General features: G+C 73.1%; 15 protein-coding genes. 5 read left to right on the top strand and 10 right to left on the bottom strand.

Going from position 1 to position 18,274, the window contains the following annotated elements:
• On the top strand, positions 1 to 1,230 hold a 1,230-nt coding region (locus tag VMF51_RS10515; RefSeq protein ID WP_325474376.1), incomplete at its 5' end, for a hypothetical protein.
• A gap of 104 nt (positions 1,231 to 1,334) precedes the next feature.
• On the opposite strand, the gene VMF51_RS10510 is transcribed toward VMF51_RS10515, so the two are convergent.
• From VMF51_RS10510 to VMF51_RS10475, 8 genes are all read right to left on the bottom strand, one after another.
• Positions 1,335 to 1,847, bottom strand: a complete 513-nt coding sequence (locus VMF51_RS10510; protein WP_325474375.1) for a hypothetical protein — start codon at positions 1,845 to 1,847, stop codon at positions 1,335 to 1,337.
• Between the two features lie 276 nt (positions 1,848 to 2,123).
• The gene (locus tag VMF51_RS10505) at positions 2,124 to 5,516 is read right to left on the bottom strand and encodes a pyruvate carboxylase (protein ID WP_325474374.1); all 3,393 of its coding nucleotides are present in this window, start codon (positions 5,514 to 5,516) and stop codon (positions 2,124 to 2,126) included.
• A 54-nt stretch (positions 5,517 to 5,570) separates the two neighbouring features.
• Positions 5,571 to 7,019, bottom strand: coding sequence for a PH domain-containing protein (locus VMF51_RS10500; protein ID WP_325474373.1), 1,449 nt, complete (start codon positions 7,017 to 7,019; stop codon positions 5,571 to 5,573).
• The gene (locus tag VMF51_RS10495; RefSeq protein WP_325474372.1) at positions 7,016 to 7,492 is read right to left on the bottom strand and encodes a PH domain-containing protein; all 477 of its coding nucleotides are present in this window, start codon (positions 7,490 to 7,492) and stop codon (positions 7,016 to 7,018) included. Before VMF51_RS10495 ends, VMF51_RS10500 begins: the two co-directional genes overlap by 4 nt.
• A gap of 16 nt (positions 7,493 to 7,508) precedes the next feature.
• The gene (locus VMF51_RS10490; RefSeq protein ID WP_325474371.1) at positions 7,509 to 8,705 is read right to left on the bottom strand and encodes a hypothetical protein; all 1,197 of its coding nucleotides are present in this window, start codon (positions 8,703 to 8,705) and stop codon (positions 7,509 to 7,511) included.
• Entirely contained in the window at positions 8,702 to 9,358 is a 657-nt protein-coding gene (locus VMF51_RS10485; protein WP_325474370.1) for a hypothetical protein, read from the bottom strand. The genes VMF51_RS10490 and VMF51_RS10485 overlap by 4 nt, the downstream gene beginning before the upstream one ends.
• Complete coding sequence (locus tag VMF51_RS10480; protein WP_325474369.1) at positions 9,355 to 10,497, bottom strand: hypothetical protein; 1,143 nt, start codon at positions 10,495 to 10,497, stop codon at positions 9,355 to 9,357. Before VMF51_RS10480 ends, VMF51_RS10485 begins: the two co-directional genes overlap by 4 nt.
• Positions 10,498 to 10,539: 42 nt before the next feature.
• Positions 10,540 to 12,306, bottom strand: a complete 1,767-nt coding sequence (locus VMF51_RS10475) for an acetyl/propionyl/methylcrotonyl-CoA carboxylase subunit alpha (protein ID WP_414689458.1) — start codon at positions 12,304 to 12,306, stop codon at positions 10,540 to 10,542.
• A 210-nt stretch (positions 12,307 to 12,516) separates the two neighbouring features.
• Between VMF51_RS10475 and VMF51_RS10470 the strand changes: the two genes are divergently transcribed.
• The 3 genes from VMF51_RS10470 (at position 12,517) to VMF51_RS10460 (ending at position 15,604) form a co-directional block, all read left to right on the top strand.
• Entirely contained in the window at positions 12,517 to 13,698 is a 1,182-nt protein-coding gene (locus tag VMF51_RS10470) for an acyl-CoA dehydrogenase family protein (RefSeq protein WP_325474367.1), read from the top strand.
• A 36-nt stretch (positions 13,699 to 13,734) separates the two neighbouring features.
• Positions 13,735 to 14,979, top strand: coding sequence for a glucose-1-phosphate adenylyltransferase family protein (locus VMF51_RS10465; RefSeq protein WP_325474366.1), 1,245 nt, complete (start codon positions 13,735 to 13,737; stop codon positions 14,977 to 14,979).
• A 70-nt stretch (positions 14,980 to 15,049) separates the two neighbouring features.
• The gene (locus tag VMF51_RS10460; RefSeq protein ID WP_325474365.1) at positions 15,050 to 15,604 is read left to right on the top strand and encodes a GtrA family protein; all 555 of its coding nucleotides are present in this window, start codon (positions 15,050 to 15,052) and stop codon (positions 15,602 to 15,604) included.
• Here VMF51_RS10460 and VMF51_RS10455 read toward each other — a convergent pair.
• On the bottom strand, positions 15,543 to 16,148 hold the full coding sequence (locus tag VMF51_RS10455) for a Maf family protein (protein WP_325474364.1): 606 nt from the start codon (positions 16,146 to 16,148) through the stop codon (positions 15,543 to 15,545). The genes VMF51_RS10460 and VMF51_RS10455 overlap by 62 nt on opposite strands.
• Before the next feature lie 32 nt (positions 16,149 to 16,180).
• On the bottom strand, positions 16,181 to 16,753 hold the full coding sequence (locus tag VMF51_RS10450) for a TetR/AcrR family transcriptional regulator (RefSeq protein ID WP_325474363.1): 573 nt from the start codon (positions 16,751 to 16,753) through the stop codon (positions 16,181 to 16,183).
• An 87-nt stretch (positions 16,754 to 16,840) separates the two neighbouring features.
• On the opposite strand from VMF51_RS10450, the gene VMF51_RS10445 reads away from it, so the two are divergent.
• Positions 16,841 to 18,271 carry a DHA2 family efflux MFS transporter permease subunit gene (locus VMF51_RS10445; RefSeq protein WP_325474362.1) on the top strand — a complete coding sequence of 477 codons (1,431 nt, stop codon included), beginning with the start codon at positions 16,841 to 16,843 and terminating at the stop codon, positions 18,269 to 18,271.
• Positions 18,272 to 18,274: the final 3 nt, after the last annotated feature.

The following is an 18,274-nucleotide window of genomic DNA, read 5'->3' as shown; positions in this document are numbered from 1 at the left end:
CAGGCACCCGGCGCGGTGCCGGCCCGGTTCGGCGGCGACCAGCTCGTCGAGATCGGCGGCGATGGGACGCCGTGGGTGCAGGACCTGTGCCTGGGTGAGCTGGCCATCGCCCGCCAAGCCCACGTGCTGTCGACCCGGTCGACCATGGCCGACGCGCTCGACCTGCGCCACCGGCTCCCACTGACCTGGGCGAAGGTCCAGCAGCTGGCCTGCGAGACCTGGGTGGCCTGCAAGGTCGCCTCGATGAGCCGCGGCCTGGACCGGCACCGGGTCGCGGTCGTGGACGCCGCCGTCGCGGCCGCGGTGGCGTGTGCACCGGGGCGGGTGCTGCGGATCGCCGAGGCCAAGATCATCGAGGCCGACACCCAGGCCCATGCCGAACGCGTCGCCGAGCAGCGCCGCCACCGCGGCGTGCTGATGACGCCGGCCGACGAGCACGGCCTGCGGGTGCTGATCGCCCGCCTGGAGACCGCCGACGCGGTCTGGGTCGACGCCACCATCGACCGGGTCGCGGACCTCCTCGCCGCCGACGACGACCTGCGCGCCACGCACCACCCCGACTTGCCTGATGACGTGGGCAAGGACGAGCTGCGGGCCGTCGCGATGGGCTGGCTGGCCCGCCCCCACGACCTGGCCGAGCTCCTCGGCATCCTGGACGCCGCCGACACCGCCGGCACGCAGGACGCGTCCGGCGCCGAGCGGAAGCGTCGCTGTCCGGGCGCGGTGCTGCACGTCCACCTGCACCAGGCCGCCCTGGACGCCGGCGTCGGCGTGGCCCGGGTCGAGGAGCTCGGCGGCCCCCTGCTCCTCGACCAGGTGGTCCGGCTCCTCGCGCACACCAACGTCACCCTCCGCCCGGTCCTCGACCTCGCCGGATCGATCGCCGTGGACGCCTACGAGCACCCCACCAGCGCCCGCGACCGCACCGCAGTCCTCGTCCCGGCCGACGCGTTCCCGCACTCCACGACTCTGACCCGACGCGTCGACCTCGACCATCCCGTCCCGTATGACCCCGGCGGACCACCCGGCCAGACCGGCGACCACAACGCCGCCCCACTGACCCGGCGACATCACCGCGCCAAGACCCACCTGGGCTACACCGTCGACCAGCTCGACCGCACGACCTACCTGTGGACCACACCCCACGGACTACAACGCCTCGTCGACCACACCGGCACCCATTTGGTCGACGCGCCAGCTCGGCGCGCCTCCTCGCGATCTGCCGACTGACGGGTCTCGGGCGTCGGCCGGCCGGCTCGGAACGGTGTCCCTGGGGCGCGAGGCGCTGTGATCGCGGCGGCTGACGCGACGGACGGCTTATTGCTGACGGGCCGTCACAGGCGCAGTGGGCCACGCACGTGAGTCAAGATTTGGAGAAGGCGGAACGCGGGCTCGCTGGTCGTAGACGTGCTGCGGCGAGCGACGTCTAGAAGCTCCTGGACCGCAGCGGCGTAGTCGCCGTTGACGACGAACGCCACGTCGCGTCCCTGTTCGCTCTGCTGAAGAGCGAAGTCGCTCATCCACGACGTCATCTGACCGACCGCCACCCGGGGCGCCCAGATCTCGACCTTGAGCATGTGGTCAGGGAAGACCCGGGCACCGAACGAAAGGGCTCGGCGAACCTTGTCCTCTATCTTCCGCTTGTCTGCAGCGAAGCCGCCCCCGTAGTTGAGTCCGTCGAGGTGCGTCGCGACCTCGCACAGCCAGACGGTCGCACGAGAACCGAACTTGATGCCGACGACGTCGATCTCGCCCTGGTCGCCGGTGAACTCGTTGTAGAGCACCAGGTCACACGTCCGTACTTGACGCAGATACGACCCGACCAGGCTCTCCCCGACGTCGGTCATCGCACTCCTTCAGTCGAAACGCTGGCGAAACGAGTATGGCGCGGTCGCGTTGATCGCGGACCGGCATCGGATCCCTGCTTCGTGCGCGGGTGTCTTGGTCTAGCCGAAGCGACGACAGCTCTCCCGTCGTCTTGCTGGAGGGGGTGGGCGGCAGGCGGTCAGCGCGGCGACCCACGGGCGGCGAAGCGACTCGCCGGCCAACGCCAACAAGGCCGGATGAACCGGAAATCACCAACGCCCCGGCCACAGGCCGGGGCGTCGGTAATGGCGGAACGACTACGACAGAACCAGCACCAGGTCCCCACCATCAACGGCCTGCGTGCCGGACAGCGCGAGCCGCTCGACGGTGCCGTCCTGGGGGGCGGTGATGGAGGCTTCCATCTTCATGGCCTCGATGGTGGCGACGGTGTCGCCGGCGGAGACCTTGTCGCCCTCGGCGACCACGATGGTGACGACGCCCTGGAAGGGGGCGGCGACGTGGCCGGGGGTGGAGGGGTCGGCCTTCTCGGCGGCGGCGACCTCGGCGGCGATGTTGGTGTCGCGGACGCTGACGGGGCGCATCTGGCCGTTGAGCAGGGCCATGACGGTGCGGAAGCCGCGCTCGTCGGGCTCGCTGATGGACTGTAGGCCGAGCAGCAGCGTCTTGCCCTCGTCGAGCTCGACCTCGTGCTCGTCGCCGCGGCGCAGGCCGTAGAGGTAGTCCATGGTCGGCAGGACGGAGGTGTCGCCGTACGCCGAGCGGGCCTCGGTGAACGTCTTCGTCGGGCCGGGGAACAGCAGCTCGTTGAGCGTACGGCGACGCGTGGCCGACGAGCCCGCGAGGCCTTCCTCGGCCTCGGGGGAGAGCTCCTCGGCGGGGGCCTTCCAGGTACGTCCCTCGAGGGCCTTGGTGCGGAACGGCTCGGGCCAGCCGCCGGGCGGGTCGCCGAGCTCGCCGTTGAGGAAGCCGATGACGGAGTCGGGGATGTCGAACGAGCCGGGGTTCTCGGCGAACTCCTCCGGGTGGGCGCCGACCGCGACCAGGTGCAGGGCCAGGTCGCCGATCACCTTGGACGACGGGGTCACCTTGGGGACGTTGCCGAGGATGTCGTTCGCGGCGGCGTACATGTCCTCGATCTGCTCGAACTTCTCGCCGAGGCCGAGCGCGATGGCCTGCTGGCGCAGGTTCGAGAGCTGGCCGCCGGGGATCTCGTGGCGGTAGACCCGGCCGGTGGGGGAGGCGAGACCGGACTCGAACGGCGCGTAGACGCGGCGCACGGCCTCCCAGTACGGCTCCAGCGCGTTGACCGCCGCCAGCGACAGGCCCGTCTCCCGCTCGCCGTGGTCGGTCGCGGACACGAGTGCGGACAGCGGCGGCTGCGAGGTGGTGCCGGCCATCGAGGCGGTGGCGGCGTCGACGGCGTCGACCCCGGCCGCGATCGCGGCGGTGAGGGTGGCGAGCTGCCCGCCGGTGGTGTCGTGGGTGTGCAGGTGCACCGGCAGGTCGAAGTTCGAGCGCAGCGCGGTGACCAGGGTGTGCGCTGCCGGGGCGCGCAGCAGCCCGGCCATGTCCTTGATGCACAGCACGTGCGCGCCGGCCTCGACGATCCGCTCGGCCAGCTTCAGGTAGTAGTCGAGCGTGTAGAGCTTCTCGCCCGGGTCCGACAGGTCGCCGGTGTAGCAGAGCGCGACCTCGGCCAGCGTGGTGTTCGTGGCGCGCACGGCCTCGATCGCGGGGCGCATCTGCTCGACGTCGTTGAGGGCGTCGAAGATCCGGAACACGTCGAGCCCGGTCGCGGCGGCCTCCTCGACGAACGCGTCGGTCACCTTGGTCGGGTACGGCGTGTAGCCGACCGTGTTGCGCCCGCGCAGCAGCATCTGCAGCGAGATGTTCGGCACCGCCTGGCGCAGTGCGGCCAGCCGCTCCCACGGGTCCTCGGCGAGGAAGCGCAGCGCGACGTCGTACGTCGCGCCGCCCCAGGCCTCCAGCGACCACAGCTCGGGCGTGGTCCTGGCGACGTGCGGGGCGACCTCGAGGAGGTCGCGGGTGCGGACCCGGGTCGCGAGCAGCGACTGGTGGGCGTCGCGGAACGTGGTGTCGGTGACGGCGACCTGCTTCTGCTCACGCAGCCGGCGCGCGAACGCCTCCGGGCCGAGCTCCAGCAGCAGTTGCCGGGTCCCGGACGGGGCGGGGACGTCGAGGTTGGTCGGGGGCAGCTTGGTCGCCGGGTCCACGCTGACCGGCGCGGGGCCGTTCGGCTGGTTGACGGTGACCTCGGCCAGGTAGGTCAGCAGCTTCGAGCCGCGGTCACCCGAGCCGCGCGCCTGCAGCAGCTGCGGGTGGGTCTCGATGAACGAGGTGGTGACGCGGCCCGCGGCGAAGTCGGGGTCGTCGAGCACCGCCTGCAGGAACGGGATGTTCGTGGAGACGCCGCGGATGCGGAACTCCGCGACCGCGCGGCGGGCCTTCTCCACGGCCTTCTCGAACGTGCGGCCGCGACAGGTCAGCTTGGCCAGCATCGAGTCGAAGTGCGCCGAGACCTCGGCACCGGTGTAGACGGTGCCGCCGTCGAGGCGTACGCCGCCGCCGCCGGGGGAGCGGTACGTCGTGATCACGCCGGTGTCGGGGCGGAAGTTGTTGGCCGGGTCCTCGGTGGTGATCCGGCACTGCAGCGCCGCGCCGCGCAGCACGATGCCGTCCTGCGAGAGGCCCAGGTCGGCCAGGGTCTCGCCCGAGGCGATCCGCAGCTGCGACTGCACGAGGTCGACGTCGGTGACCTCCTCGGTCACCGTGTGCTCGACCTGGATGCGGGGGTTCATCTCGATGAAGACGTAGTTGCCGGCCGGGTCGAGCAGGAACTCGACCGTGCCCGCGTTGCGGTAGCCGATCTCCTGGGCGAAGCGCACCGCGTCGGCGCACATCCGGTCGCGCAGCTTGGGGTCGAGGTTCGGCGCGGGCGCGATCTCGACGACCTTCTGGTGGCGCCGCTGCACCGAGCAGTCGCGCTCGAAGAGGTGGATCACGTTGCCCTCGCCGTCGGCGAGGATCTGCACCTCGATGTGGCGCGGGTCGACCACGGCCTGCTCGATGAAGACGGTCGGGTCGCCGAAGGCGGCCTCGCCCTCGCGCATGCAGGTCTCGACCGCCTCGCGCAGCAGCTTCGGGTCGTCCACGCGGCGCATGCCGCGCCCGCCGCCACCGGCGACGGCCTTCACGAACAGCGGGTACGGGATGTCGCTCTCGGCCACAGCGGCCAGCAGCGCGTCGACGTCGGTCGACGGCTCCACCGACTTCAGCGTCGGGACACCCGCGGCCTTGGCCGCCGCGATCGCGCGGGCCTTGTTGCCCGTCAGCTCCAGGACCTCCGCCGACGGACCCACGAAGGTGATGCCGGCGTTCGCGCACGCCTCGGCCAGGCCGGGGTTCTCGGACAGGAAGCCGTACCCGGGGTAGATCGCGTCCGCTCCGGCCCGCACCGCCGTCGCCACGATCGTCTCGGCGTCGAGGTAGTTGCGCACCGGGTGGCCGCGCTCACCGATCTCGTAGGCCTCGTCGGCCTTCAACCGGTGCTCGGACCAACGGTCCTCATAGGGGAACACCGCCACCGTCCGCGCGCCGAGCTCATACCCCGCCCGGAACGCCCGCACCGCGATCTCACCGCGGTTCGCTACCAGCACCTTGGAGAACATGGGGGCAACGCTATCCGGACGGCCGGGCCTGCCCGAACCGTGGAGAGGTACGTCTCACGGTGCGGAGAACTGAGTTACCAGTCCGGGGGTCGCCTCGTCGGCGACCCGCACCGCCTCCGGCTGGGGTACGTCGGGGACGGTGACCGCCTGGCGACCGCCGGCGGTCGTCGCGACCAGCGTCGTCAGGCCGGCCCGGCGCTGGAACCAGCTGTCGCGGAAGGTCCAGCCGATGACGTGCTCCGCGCCGAGCACCTCGCGGCGGCGGGTCAGGCTGCCGGAGCGGGCGACCAGCCGGCCGTCGGTGAGGGCGTGGCCGAGGGAGCGGACCCGGTCGGCGGCGAGCGCGGCGGCGACCGGCAGGGCGAGCACCGGCGGGACGACCACCCAGGGCGGCGCCCCGGCGACGACCGCCACCACCGCCCCGGCGAGCACGAGCAGCACGGGGACGAGCGCCCGCGTCCAGCGGCGTCGTACGGCCTGGGGACCGTGCGTCACCAGCGGTCCGACGACGGGATCGGTCGCGCCCAGGACGTGCGTGGCGACCCCGGCCACGACGGCGTACGGCGCGGGCGGGACGAGCAGCGCGCTGCCGCGCTCGTCGCGGTCGACGCCGGTGACGATCGCGCTCAGCCGGCTCCCGCCGGCGAGCCGCAGCCCGACCGGCTCGCCGAGCGTGAGCCCGGCGAGGCGGCTGTCGTCGATGGTCGTCTCGCGCGTGGTGACCAGGCCGCGCGAGAGGTGCCAGGACCGGCCGAGGTGGCGCAGGCTGAGGTCCCAGTAGGTGACCAGGTAGCCGCCGACCGCGAGCGCCGACATCGTCACCAGGACGCCGAGCGCCAGGAGCGGCGCGGCCACCCAGACCGAGGCCCGGGCCGCGCCGTCGGCGAGGTCGTCGAAGCCGATGACGACCGGGCCGCCGAGGACGTTCCAGCCCTGGGCGGCGACCCCGAGGACGCCGGCGCCGATGACCACGCCGGTGCTGGTGAGCGGGGCGAAGCGCGCCCAGCGGGGGTCGAACCGGAGGGTGTCGGGCGAGGCGTCCGGCGGCGTGCTGTCCGCGGCGTACGACGTCTCGCGCAGCAGCTCGGCGCGCAGCCGGCGAGCCCCCTCCACCGGGAGGCCGTCGAGGTCGAGACCGCCGTCGTCGGCGGTGCCGGTGCCGATCCGCAGGGTGGTCAGGCCGAGCAGCCGGTGGGTCAGCGGCGAGGTCAGGTCGACGGTGCGGACCCGGTCGAGCGGGGTGGCCACCACGTGCCGGCTGAGCAGGCCGCGCTTCAGCTCGACCCGGCCCTGACTGATCCGGAAGCTGGTGGTCAGGTAGCGCAGGATGCCGAGGGCGATCGGCACCGCGACGCCGACGTACTGCCAGGCGGCCCCGTCGGTGGCCGAGCCGGCGACGAAGAGCGCGATCAGGGCGGGGAGGAAGCGCACCACCTCGCGGATCGGGTGCACCAGCAGCATCCGCGGGTCCAGGCGCTGCCAGTCGTCGGGGACCTTGCTCACGTGGCGTCGCCCTCGACGGCGTCGGCCCGCAGGGTCAGCTCGTCGACCAGCTCGCGCGCCCGGCCGGCGTCGAGGCCGTCGATTTCCAGCGCCCCGGCCGCCGACGCGGTGGTCACCGTCACCGTCGCCAGCCCGAGCAGCCGGGCGAACGCGCCCTCGACGTGGTCGACGGTCTGGATCCGCGACATCGGCGCGATCCGGCGCTCGCGGGTCCACCAGCCGGTCTGGGTGTAGACGGCGGTGTCGGTGATCTCCCAGCGGTGCACGAGGAATCGCCACTGCGGCATGACCACGACGTACGACGCCAGCGCGAGGCCGACCAGCGCCCAGGCCCACCACGCCAGGTCGAGCGGGCTGGCCGCCTCGAGGATCATCAGCACGCCCGCCGCGACGGCGACCTGGACGAGCGCGCCCGCGGCCCACAGCCAACGCGCCCGGGGGCTGACCCGGTGGGAGGGCTCGCGCAGGGTCACGCCCCGACCCTACGGGTCACCGCCGTCGGTGCAGTGCGCCGACCAGCCCGGTGCCCAGCGTGCCGTACGCCGTGGAGGCCCACGGCTCGACCCCGGAGTCGACGTAGAGCACCGCCCGACCACGCCGCTCGACCCGCAGGGCGTCCGGGTCGCGACCGGCCTTCAGGTCCGAGCGGCAGGTCCGGCACACCGGGACGTCGAGGGTGTGCCCGTCCTGCTCCAGGCGCATCGAGGTCCGCCCGGGACTGTCGTGGAGCGGATTGAGGTAGCACAGCCGCAGCGGCCGGAACGTCTTCCCCGAGGTCGCCGCGTCGAGGGCCGCCCGAGCCTGGCGCGCCAGCACGAGCGCGCCGACGGCGTCGAGCAGCTCCAGGTCGTCGGATCCGTCGAGCACCCGGGTCGCGGCGTCGTAGTGGTCCAGCGCCGCCTGCCAGGCCCCGGTGTCGTGGTCGGTGTCCAGCTCGGAGCGGCGGACGGCCTCGCCCAGCTCGAGCACCAGGTCGCGCGCCTCCTGCTCGATCCGGTCGGCGTGCGCCTCGCGCACCTGCGAGACCACCGAGTCGGGCAGCGCGAAGGTGCGCGGCCCGCGGCGGCGTACGGCGGCGACCACGATCGCGGCGACCAGCACTCCGACGCCCAGGACCGCGACGATCGCGAGGTCGCCGCTGCCGTCGGACGAGCTCTCGGGCGACGTCGAGGGCACCGACGACTCCGTGGAGGAGGCCGCCTCGCGCGCCGGCGCCACCTCCTCGTCGTACGCCGCCCGCGCGTCCCCGTCGGCGATCAGCCGGGTGAGGTCGGCCAGGTAGGCGCCGAGGTCGGCGATGTCCCGCTCCTCGTCGCCGTGCCGGTGCTCGGCGACGGCGTGGGCGTCCCAGGCGTCCTGGTCCGTGCCCCAGGCGCGCTCAACGAGGTTCAGCGACTCGAAGTCGCCGTAGAACTGCGGCGCGAGGTAGAGCCCGTCGGCGTCATAGCGGTCGTGCAGCTGGGTGAGCAGCTCCGCGGGCTCGCCGCCGAAGGCGTCACCGTCGCTGAGCGGCTGCACGACCAGGTAGAGCGGGGTGGGGGAGTCGGCGACCGCGTCCTGGATCGCGCTCAGCTCGTCCGGGTCGATCTCGGCGGACACCTCCGGGGCCACCCACACGCCCGTCGTGTCGAGCGCCGACCAGATCGTCGCCAGCAGGTCCTCGTCGGTCCCGATCCGACCGCTCATCGCCATCCCCCCACCATCCGGAACCGTCGTCCCGCCGCCAGCCGCCCCAGCCCGAGCAGGACCAGGATCGCCGCGATCGCCCCCGACGCGAACAGCGCCCCCGCGGCGACGGCACCCCCGGGGCCGCCCCAGTAGTCCCAGTCGCTCTCCGGCCCGGGCCGGGTCTGCCCGGCCGCGGTGACGATCTCCTCCAGCCGCCGGGCCGGGTCGCCGTTGAAGTCGGAGGGCAGGTCGCCCAGCAGCGGCTCGTCGAGGTTGTCGTTGACCAGCCCGTCGCCGGGACCGAGGTAGAGCACGTAGACGCCCTGCTCGTCGACCAGCCGCTGCAGCTGGCTCACGGCGTCCCAGACGCCGGCGTACCCCGCCTGGCTGCTGGCCTCCCACACGGCGAGGAAGACGGGTACGTCGCTGTCGGCCGCCAGGTCCTCGAGCCGGGCCTCGAGCTCCGGCGGCACCAGGTCGTGGGCGTCGGCCGCGACGTAGACGTGGTCCCCGGCCGCGAGCGCCTCGGCGGCGTGCCGCACCCGGTCGCCGACCGGCGCGGGCCCCGGTGTGCCCTGGTCGCGCCACAGGTCGTAGACGCCGAGACCCGCGCCGGCGGCCAGGACACCGACCAGCAGGGCCAGGCCCAGGTCGCGCAGCCGGCCGCTCATCGGGTCCGCTCCGTCACGAGCCGCCACAGGTCGGGGTCGAGCGATCCGAAGCCGGTCTCCGCCCAGATCGAGTCGTCCCTCCAGTACGGCCGGTCGCCCCGGTCGACGGTGAGCGAGTCGGGCTCGCCGCCGGAGGCGAGCGCCTCGGCACACCGGGTGCAGGCGGGGAGCGAGACCCCGGACACCGTCGCCGTGCGCGCGCTCGGGCCGTGCCGCGGGTCGAAGTAGCACCGGAGGGGGAGCCGCTCGCCGCGCAGCCGCGCGGACCCCTGCTCGGCGAGCACCAGCGCGCCGACGACGTCCAGCCGCGAGGAGGACTCGACCAGCCGCTCGGCGGCCTCCAGGCAGCCGTGCACCTCGTCGGGCACCAGGCGGATGCTGCGGTCGACCTCGCGGCGCAGGTCCGCGACGGCCTCGCGGGCCTGCTGCGGGGTCCGGTCGTCGACGGGCGCCGGGAGCCTCCCGCGGCGCTCGCGTGCCAGGGCGGTGCGGGCGCGCAGCAGGCGCCACCCGACGACCAGCGCGGTGAGTCCGCACGCGACGGCGACCACGAGCGGGGTCAGCGGCTCGCCCTGCGCGTCGTCGAGCTCGTACGACATCGGCTCGTCGCCGTACTCCGCCAGCCACGGGCCGCTCGCCATCAGGTCGTCGACCTCGCCGGCGCTCAGCAGGTAGTCGTCGTCGGTGGCGAGGGTCAGCAGGGCGGCGGCCTCGCCGGCGGTGGACACGAAGTCGCCCTCCGGCAGGCCCGACCGGGCCTCGTCCATCGCCCGGTAGCGGCCCAGGCTGACCAGGACGTCGTCGACCGGCACGTCGTACGCCGCCACCGCGGTCTGGCCGACCGGCGTGCTGACGACGTACAGGCCGGGCTCGTCGAGCTCGGCGTGGATCAGCCGCAGCAGGTCGTCGCCGGAGTCGCGGCTCGCGAGCTGCACGTTGGGTGTCTGCACGAGGGCGACGTACGCCGGCAACCCCGCGTCGGCGAGGTCGTCCACGAGCTCGCCGAGGCTCTCGTGGACCTCGTCGGTGCGCCCGTTGCCCATCGACTCGTGGACCAGGACCGGGTCCTCGCGCAGCGCGGCCGCGATGCCGGCGACGGTGTCCGCCTCGGGGGACGGGGTGGGGACGGCAGCGGGCACGGCGGTTGTCCTACCCCGCCGTGCCCGCCGTCAGTCCTGGGTCTACTTCAGCTCGCAGATGACCGCGCCGTTGGTGACCGTCGCGCCGACCTCGGCCTGCAGGCCGGTGACGGTGCCGGCCTTGTGGGCCTTCAGCGGCTGCTCCATCTTCATGGCCTCGATGACCACGACGGTGTCACCCTCGGCGACCTCCTGGCCCTCCTCGACCACGACCTTGACGATGGTGCCCTGCATCGGGCTGGCGACCGCGTCGCCGGACACGGCGGCGCCGGCCTTCTTGCCGCCCGCCCGCTTGGCCTTCTTGGCGCCCGCGGCCGGACCGGCCGCCAGGCCGCCGAGACCGGCGGGGATGACGACCTCGAGGCGCTTGCCGCCGACCTCGACGACGACGGACTGCCGCTCACCGGCCTCCTCCGCCTCGGCGGAGTCGCCGGCGTACGGCTCGATGGTGTTGTCGAAGTCGGTCTCGATCCAGGTCGTGTAGACCGTGAACTCGCCCTCGCCGGACGGGTTCGAGGCGCCGACGTACGCCGGGTCGTTGACGATCGTGCGGTGGAACGGGATCACCGTCGGCATGCCGTCGACGACGAACTCGTCGAGCGCGCGGCGGCTGCGCTCCAGCGCCTGGGTGCGGTCGCGGCCGGTGACGATCAGCTTGGCGATCAGCGAGTCGAACGAGCCCGGGATCGTCTCGCCGTTCTCGTAGCCGCCGTCGAGCCGGATGCCCGGACCCTGCGGCGGGCTCCACGCGGAGAGGGTGCCGGGGGCCGGCATGAAGTTGCGGCCGCCGTCCTCGGCGTTGATCCGGAACTCGATCGAGTGGCCGTGGATCTCGGGGTCGTCGTACCCGAGCTCCTCGCCGGCGGCGATGCGGAACATCTCGCGCACCAGGTCGATGCCCGTGACCTCCTCGGAGACGCAGTGCTCGACCTGGAGGCGCGTGTTGACCTCGAGGAACGAGATCGTGCCGTCCTTGGCCACGAGGAACTCGCAGGTGCCGGCGCCGACGTACCCGGCCTCCTTCAGGATCGCCTTGGAGGACTCGTAGAGGCGCGTGACCTGGTCGTCGGTGAGGAACGGCGCGGGCGCCTCCTCGACCAGCTTCTGGTGGCGGCGCTGCAGCGAGCAGTCGCGGGTCGAGACGACGACGACGTTGCCGTGCTGGTCGGCGAGGCACTGGGTCTCGACGTGGCGCGGCTGGTCGAGGAACTTCTCGACCAGGCACTCGCCGCGACCGAAGGCGCCGACGGCCTCGCGGACCGCGGACTCGTAGGCGTCCGGGATCTCCTCGAGCGTGCGGGCGACCTTCAGGCCGCGGCCGCCGCCGCCGAAGACGGCCTTGATCGCGACGGGCAGGCCGTTCTCCTGGGCGAAGGCGACGACCTCGTCGGCGTCCTTGACCGGGTCCTTGGTGCCGGGGGCCAGCGGGGCGTTGGCCTTCTGGGCGATGTGCTTGGCCTTGGCCTTGTCGCCGAGCGCCTCGATCGCGGCGGGCGGGGGACCGATCCAGGTGAGCCCGGCGTCCAGGACGGCCTGGGCGAAGTCGGCGTTCTCAGCGAGGAAGCCGTAGCCGGGGTGGACCGAGTCCGCGCCGGTCTTCTCGGCGACCGCGATGATCTTGGCGATGTCGAGGTACGACTCGGCGGGCGTCGCGCCCCCGAGCGAGTGCGCCTCGTCGGCGAGCCGGACGAACATCGCGTCGCGGTCGGGGTCGGCGTACACCGCCACACTGCCGATACCGGCGTCCTTGCAGGCCCGGATGACCCGGACCGCGATCTCACCGCGGTTGGCGATGAGGACCTTCTGCAGAGGCTTCGTTCCCGGCACTGTGACTCTCCTGTGAGGCTGGCGCTGCGAGGCTGGTTCGTCGCGGGCAGGCTATCGCTCGCTCGCCGGAGGCTAGCCGGGATCCACGAGTGGCCGCCGTCACGGATCTCACACAGCGTGCGCCTCGTGGCGGTGTAGGGCGGCGCCCTCGTTGGTTAACAAACGTTAACCAACCGGGCTAGCATGCCTGACATGACCACCTTCGAGCTGTCCCGCGAGCACGAGGAGTTCCGGCGGAGCGTCCGCGACTTCGCCGAGGCCGAGATCGCCCCGCACTCCGCTCAGTGGGACCGGGACCACCACTTCCCGGTCGACGTGGTGGCGCGGATGGGTGACCTCGGACTCTTCGGGCTCACCGCCCCGGAGGAGTACGGCGGCGCCGGCGAGGACGGCGACTTCACCAGTCTGTGCGTGGCCATCGAGGAGATCGGCCGCGTCGACCAGTCGATGGGGATCACCCTCGAGGCGGGCGTCGGGCTCGGGATCACCCCGCTGCTGGCGTACGGCACGGCCGAGCAGCGCGAGCGGTGGCTGCCGGACCTGGTCGCCGGGCGACGGCTCGCCGGCTTCGGGCTGACCGAGCCGGGCGCCGGCTCCGACGCGGGCGCGACCCGCACGCGGGCGGTGCTCGACGGCGGCGAGTGGGTCGTCGACGGCGCGAAGCAGTTCATCACCAACTCCGGCTCCGAGATCACCAGCCTGGTCACGGTCACCGCGCGCACGGGCTCGGCCTCCGACGGGTCGGGCCGGCCCGAGATCAGTGCCATCATCGTCCCGGCCGGCACGCCCGGGTTCACCGCGGAGCCGGCGTACGACAAGCTCGGCTGGCACGCCTCCGACACCCATCCCCTCACCTTCGAGGGGGTCCGCGTGCCGGAGGACCACCTGCTCGGCGAGCGCGGGCGCGGCTACGCGCAGTTCCTCGCCACCCTCGACGACGGCCGGGTCGCGATCGCCGCGCTCGCGGTCGGCTGCCTGCAGGCCTGCCTCGACCTCACCTTGCAGTACGCCGGCGAGCGGCAGACCTTCGGCGGCCCGATCGGCCGCAAGCAGGGCGTGGCGTTCCAGATCGCCGACCTGCAGGTGATGCTGGAGGCGAGCCGGACGCTGACGTACAAGGCCGCGGCGATGAAGGATGGGGGTGCTCCCGTCAAGGACTTCAAGCAGGCCGCCGCGATCGCCAAGCTCTACGCCACCGAGTCCGCCGTGACCGGCACCCGGATCGCCACCCAGGTCTTCGGCGGCTACGGCTTCATGGAGGAGTACGCCGTCGCGCGGCTCTACCGCGACGCGAAGGTGCTGGAGATCGGCGAGGGGACCTCCGAGGTGCAGCGGATGCTGATCGCCCGGGGGCTCGGCCTGCCGGTCGAGTAGGCGCGTGGGCGGCGGCCTCGGCGGGTAACGACCGGCATGCCCCGGGACCGTGTGCTCGCGATCATCCAGGCCGGCGGAGCCGGCGGCCGCATGGACGTGCTGACCCGGGAGCGGGCCAAGCCGGCCCTGCCGGTCGCGGGCGTCTTCCAGCTGGTCGACTTCCCGCTGTCCAACCTTGCCCACAGCGGCATCTCCGAGGTCTGGCTCTCGGTGCAGTTCCAGGGCTCGACCCTCGAGGAGCAGGTCGCGAACGGGCGGCCGTGGGACCTGGACCGCAACCACGGCGGGCTGCGGCTGCTGATGCCGCAGCAGGGCACCGGCAGCCTCGACGAGGACGGGTTCGCCCGCGGCAACGCCGACGAGCTGTACCGGATCCGCGACCAGATCGCCGACGAGGCGCCCGACCTCCTCATCGTGATGAGCGCCGACCACGTCTACCGCTTCGACTTCGCCGACGCGATCGAGACCCACCGGCGCTCGGGTGCCGAGTGCACCGTGGTGACGACCCGGGTCCCCGACGGCGACGACCCCTCCGACCACGCGGTCGTGGAGGTGGACGGCGAGGGCCGGATCACCGGCTTCGCGTACAAGCCCGAGGAACCGGACGGCGACCTGATCGCGGCCGAGATCTTCGTCTACGACCCGCGGGTGCTGGTCGAGGTGCTCGACACCCTCCACGTCGAGCTCTCCGCCGACCCGGAGATCGGCGCCGAGCCCGGCGACACCGGCCTGGGGGACTTCGGCGAGCACCTGCTGCCGCGCCTGGTCGAGCGGGGCCGGGTGGTCGCCCACGACCTGGGCGGCTACTGGCGCGACCTCGGCCAGCCACACCTCTACCTGCGCGCCCACCGCGAGCTCCTCGTCGACGACCGGGGCGTCCTCGGCGTGCCGGGCTGGCCGATCCTGACGCGGCAGCCCCAGCGCCGTCCGCCCCGGGTCCTCGACGGCGCGGTGGTCGCCGATTCCATGGTCAGCACCGGCGCCACCGTCGGCGGGACGGTACGCCGCAGCGTGCTCGGCCCCGGTGTCGTCGTCGAGGCCGGCGCCGAGGTGGTCGACTCGGTCGTCGCCGCCGACACGGTGGTGCGCTCGGGGGCACGGGTGGCGTGGTCGATCGTCGACACCGGCTGCACCGTCGAGGAGCGCGCCACGGTCGGGGACCCCGACGTACCTGCTCTCGACGACCCGGACGCGGTGACGATCGTGGGCCGCGACTCGGTCGTGGGGGCGGGATTGCGGCTCGCGCCGGGGAGTCGCCTGGAGCCCGGCACGACCGCCTGAGTCGGCCCGCCGCCACGCTGGCGACGCCGCGGCGCAGCCCCAAGACATCGGCCTATTAGCATGTGTGTCCGTGTCCAACCGGTGGCAGCGCGTCCTCGCCGAAGCGGGCCGGTTCCTCGCCGTCGGCGGGCTGGCCACGCTCGTGGCGCTGCTGCTGTTCAACGTGCTGGTCCACGGGGTCTTCCCGGGCGTGCCCGCGCTGCTGGGCGACCGGCCGATCTGGGCGTACGTCCTGGCCAACACCGTCGGCATGGGGATCAGCTACCACGGCAGCCGGCACTACGCGTTCCGCGACCGGCCCTCCACGCACGCCGACGGTGGGCTGACGGCGTTCGTCGCGATCAACGTGATCACCATGCTGCTCCCGATCGCCTGCCTGACGATCAGCCGTGACCTGCTCGGGCTCGACGACCCGGTCTCCGACAACATCGCGGCCAACGTGCTCGGCCTGGTGCTCGGCCTCGGCGCCCGGTTCTACCTGTTCCGGACCTTCGTGTTCCGCCGGCCGATCAACCTCAACGACCTCTACCTGGCCGACGGCCACGACCCGGTCGAGGGCGCGGTCAGCGAGCGGCTGGCCACAGACTCGTCCAGGAGTGTCCCAGCTCCGCCAGCAGCTCCCTGACCAACGGCAGGCTGACGCCGACCACGTTGTGGTAGTCGCCCTCGATCCCGGTGATGAACGGGCCGGCCAGGCCGTCGACGGTGAACGCGCCGGCCACGTGCAGCGGCTCGCCGGTCGCGACGTACGCCGCGATCTCGTCGTCGTCGACGTCGGCGAAGTGGACGGTCGTCGAGCCGGTCGCCGCCGCGACCCGGCCGGAGCCGGTGTCGCGCACGCAGTGGCCGGTGCGCAGCACCCCGCTGCGCCCGCGCATCGCGCGCCACCGCCGTACGGCGTCGTCCGCGTCGGTCGGCTTGCCGAGCGCCTCGCCGTCGAGCTCGAGCACCGAGTCGCAGCCGAGCACCAGCGCGCCCTCGGGTACGTCGTCGCGCGCGGCCACAGCGGCGCACTTCAGCTCCGCGAGCTGCAGGGCGAGCTCGGCGGGCGGGAGGCCGGCCAGCTGCGACTCGTCGACCCCGCTGACGATCACGACGGGCTCGACCCCGGCGCTGCGGAGCGTGGCCAGGCGGGCGGGGGAGGCGGAGGCGAGGACGAGCGTGGTCACGGGAGCACGCTAACGGCCCCGGCGACGAGCGCTCAGCGCAGGAACGCCAGGCCGTCGCCGAAGGTGCAGGCCGCGAGGGTGGTCAGGGCCGGGTCCTCGTCGAGGTGCTCGGGTGCGCGCATCGACAGCATGACGTTCATCAGCATCCCGTGGGCGACGAAGTCGCGGGCGTCGTCGTCGGACCAGCCGGTGCGCTGCACCGTCTCGAAGATCCGCGTCATGCACCGGCGGGCGGCCGCGGCGATCTCGTCGTTCCCGCCGCCGGAGAAGCCGTGCATCATCACCTGGAGCAGGTCGCGGTCGGTGAGCAGCGCGGTGTAGGCCAGGCCGAGGCGGTCGCGGTCGGCGTCGCTGTCCGGGTCGAACTCGCCGTCGTCCAGGACCTCCTCGAAGGCGACACGGATCCGGTCGGTCGCGCGCTCGAAGACCTCGAGGAACAGCTCCAGCTTGGTGCCGAAGATGCGGACGACGTACGGCTGCGAGACCCCGGCCTCCCGGGCGACCTGGTCGGTGCTGGTGCCGGCGTACCCGCCCCGGGCGAAGGCCCGGGTGGCCGCCTCCAGCACGAGTCGGCGACGGTCCTCGGCACTCATCCGGGTCGACATGGTTGACAGATTATCACTCGATTACTTAGCGTCGTCCACGTAAGTAATCATTCAATGCCTTCTGGTGCTCAGAGAGTGGAGTCCGCGATGACCGTCACCGCCACCGCCCCCGACCGCGGGGCAAGCGACCCGCGGACCCCGCCGCCGTACCGGCGCGTTCCCGCCTGGGTCGCCGTCGTCGCGGCGTCGCTGCCGATGTTCATGGCCACCCTCGACAACCTGGTGATGACCACCGCGCTGCCGGTGGTCCGTGCCGACCTGGGTTCGAGCGTGGCCCAGCTGTCGTGGTTCCTGAACGCGTACACGATCACCTTCGCGACCTTCATGCTCCCCGCGGCGGTGCTCGGCGACCGGCTCGGTCGCCGGCGGGTGATGCTCGCCGGCATCGCGGTGTTCACGCTGGCCTCGGTCGCGAGCGCGCTCAGCACCACCAGCGAGGCGCTGATCGCGGCGCGGGCCGTCCAGGGCCTCGGCGCGGCGGCGATCATGCCGCTGTCGCTGACCCTGCTCGCCTCGGCGGTGCCGCCCGCGATGCGCGCCGCCGCGATCGGCATCTGGGGCGGCGTCGCCGGCCTCGGTGTCGCGCTCGGCCCGGTGGTCGGGGGAGCGGTCGTCGAGGGCGTGAGCTGGCAGGCGATCTTCTGGCTCAACGTCCCGGTCGCGGCCGTCGCCGTACCCCTGCTGCTGATGGCGGTGCCCGAGGCCCGCGGCACCTGGGTGCGCCTGGACCCGGTCGGGACGCTGCTGCTCGGCGGCGCCGTGTTCCTCGGGATCTGGGGAATCGTCCATGGCAACGACGACGGCTGGACCGATCCCGCCGTGCTCGGCCCGCTGGTCGTCGCCGCACTGCTGGTCCCGGCGTACCTCGGGTGGGCGCGGAGCCGCGCCCACGCCGTGCTCCCGCTGCGGCTGTTCGCGTCGCGGGGCTTCTCCGTCGCCAACGCGATCGGCCTGACCTTCACGATCGGGATGTTCGGGGCGGTGTTCCTGCTCTCGCAGTACCTCCAGGTCGTCGAGGGCTACAGCCCGCTCGAAGCCGGGCTGCGGACGCTGCCGTGGACGGCCGCGCCGATGGTGGTCGCCCCGATCGCCGGCGCTCTCGCGCCGCGCACCGGGCTGCGTGCGCTGCTGGTGACCGGTCTCGCGGCGCAGACGGCGTCCCTGGTCTGGTTCGCGTGGCTCACCGAGAACGCCCAGCCGTACGCCGACTTCGTCCCGGCGCTCGCGCTCGCGGGCATCGGCATGGGTCTGACCTTCGCACCCAGTGCGACCGCGGTCCTCGAAGGGCTGCCGGACGGCGACTTCGCGATCGCCAGCTCGGCCAACTCCACGATCCGCGAGTTCGGCGTGGCCCTCGGCGTCGCGCTGCTGACCGCGGTGTTCCTCGGCAACGGCGGCGAGATCTCCCCGGTCGGGTACGACGGCGCCGTCGGTCCCGCGCTGCTGACCGGCGCCGCGGCGGTCGGCGTGGCCCTGGTGGCGGCGCTCTTCGCGCCGGGGCGGCCGTCCCGCCGCTGAGCC

The sequence above is a fragment of the Nocardioides sp. genome (assembly GCF_035503875.1).
GTDB lineage: Bacteria > Actinomycetota > Actinomycetes > Propionibacteriales > Nocardioidaceae > Nocardioides.
Note: the sequence above shows the minus strand (reverse complement) of the source record. Positions and strands in the feature narration are given on the sequence as shown.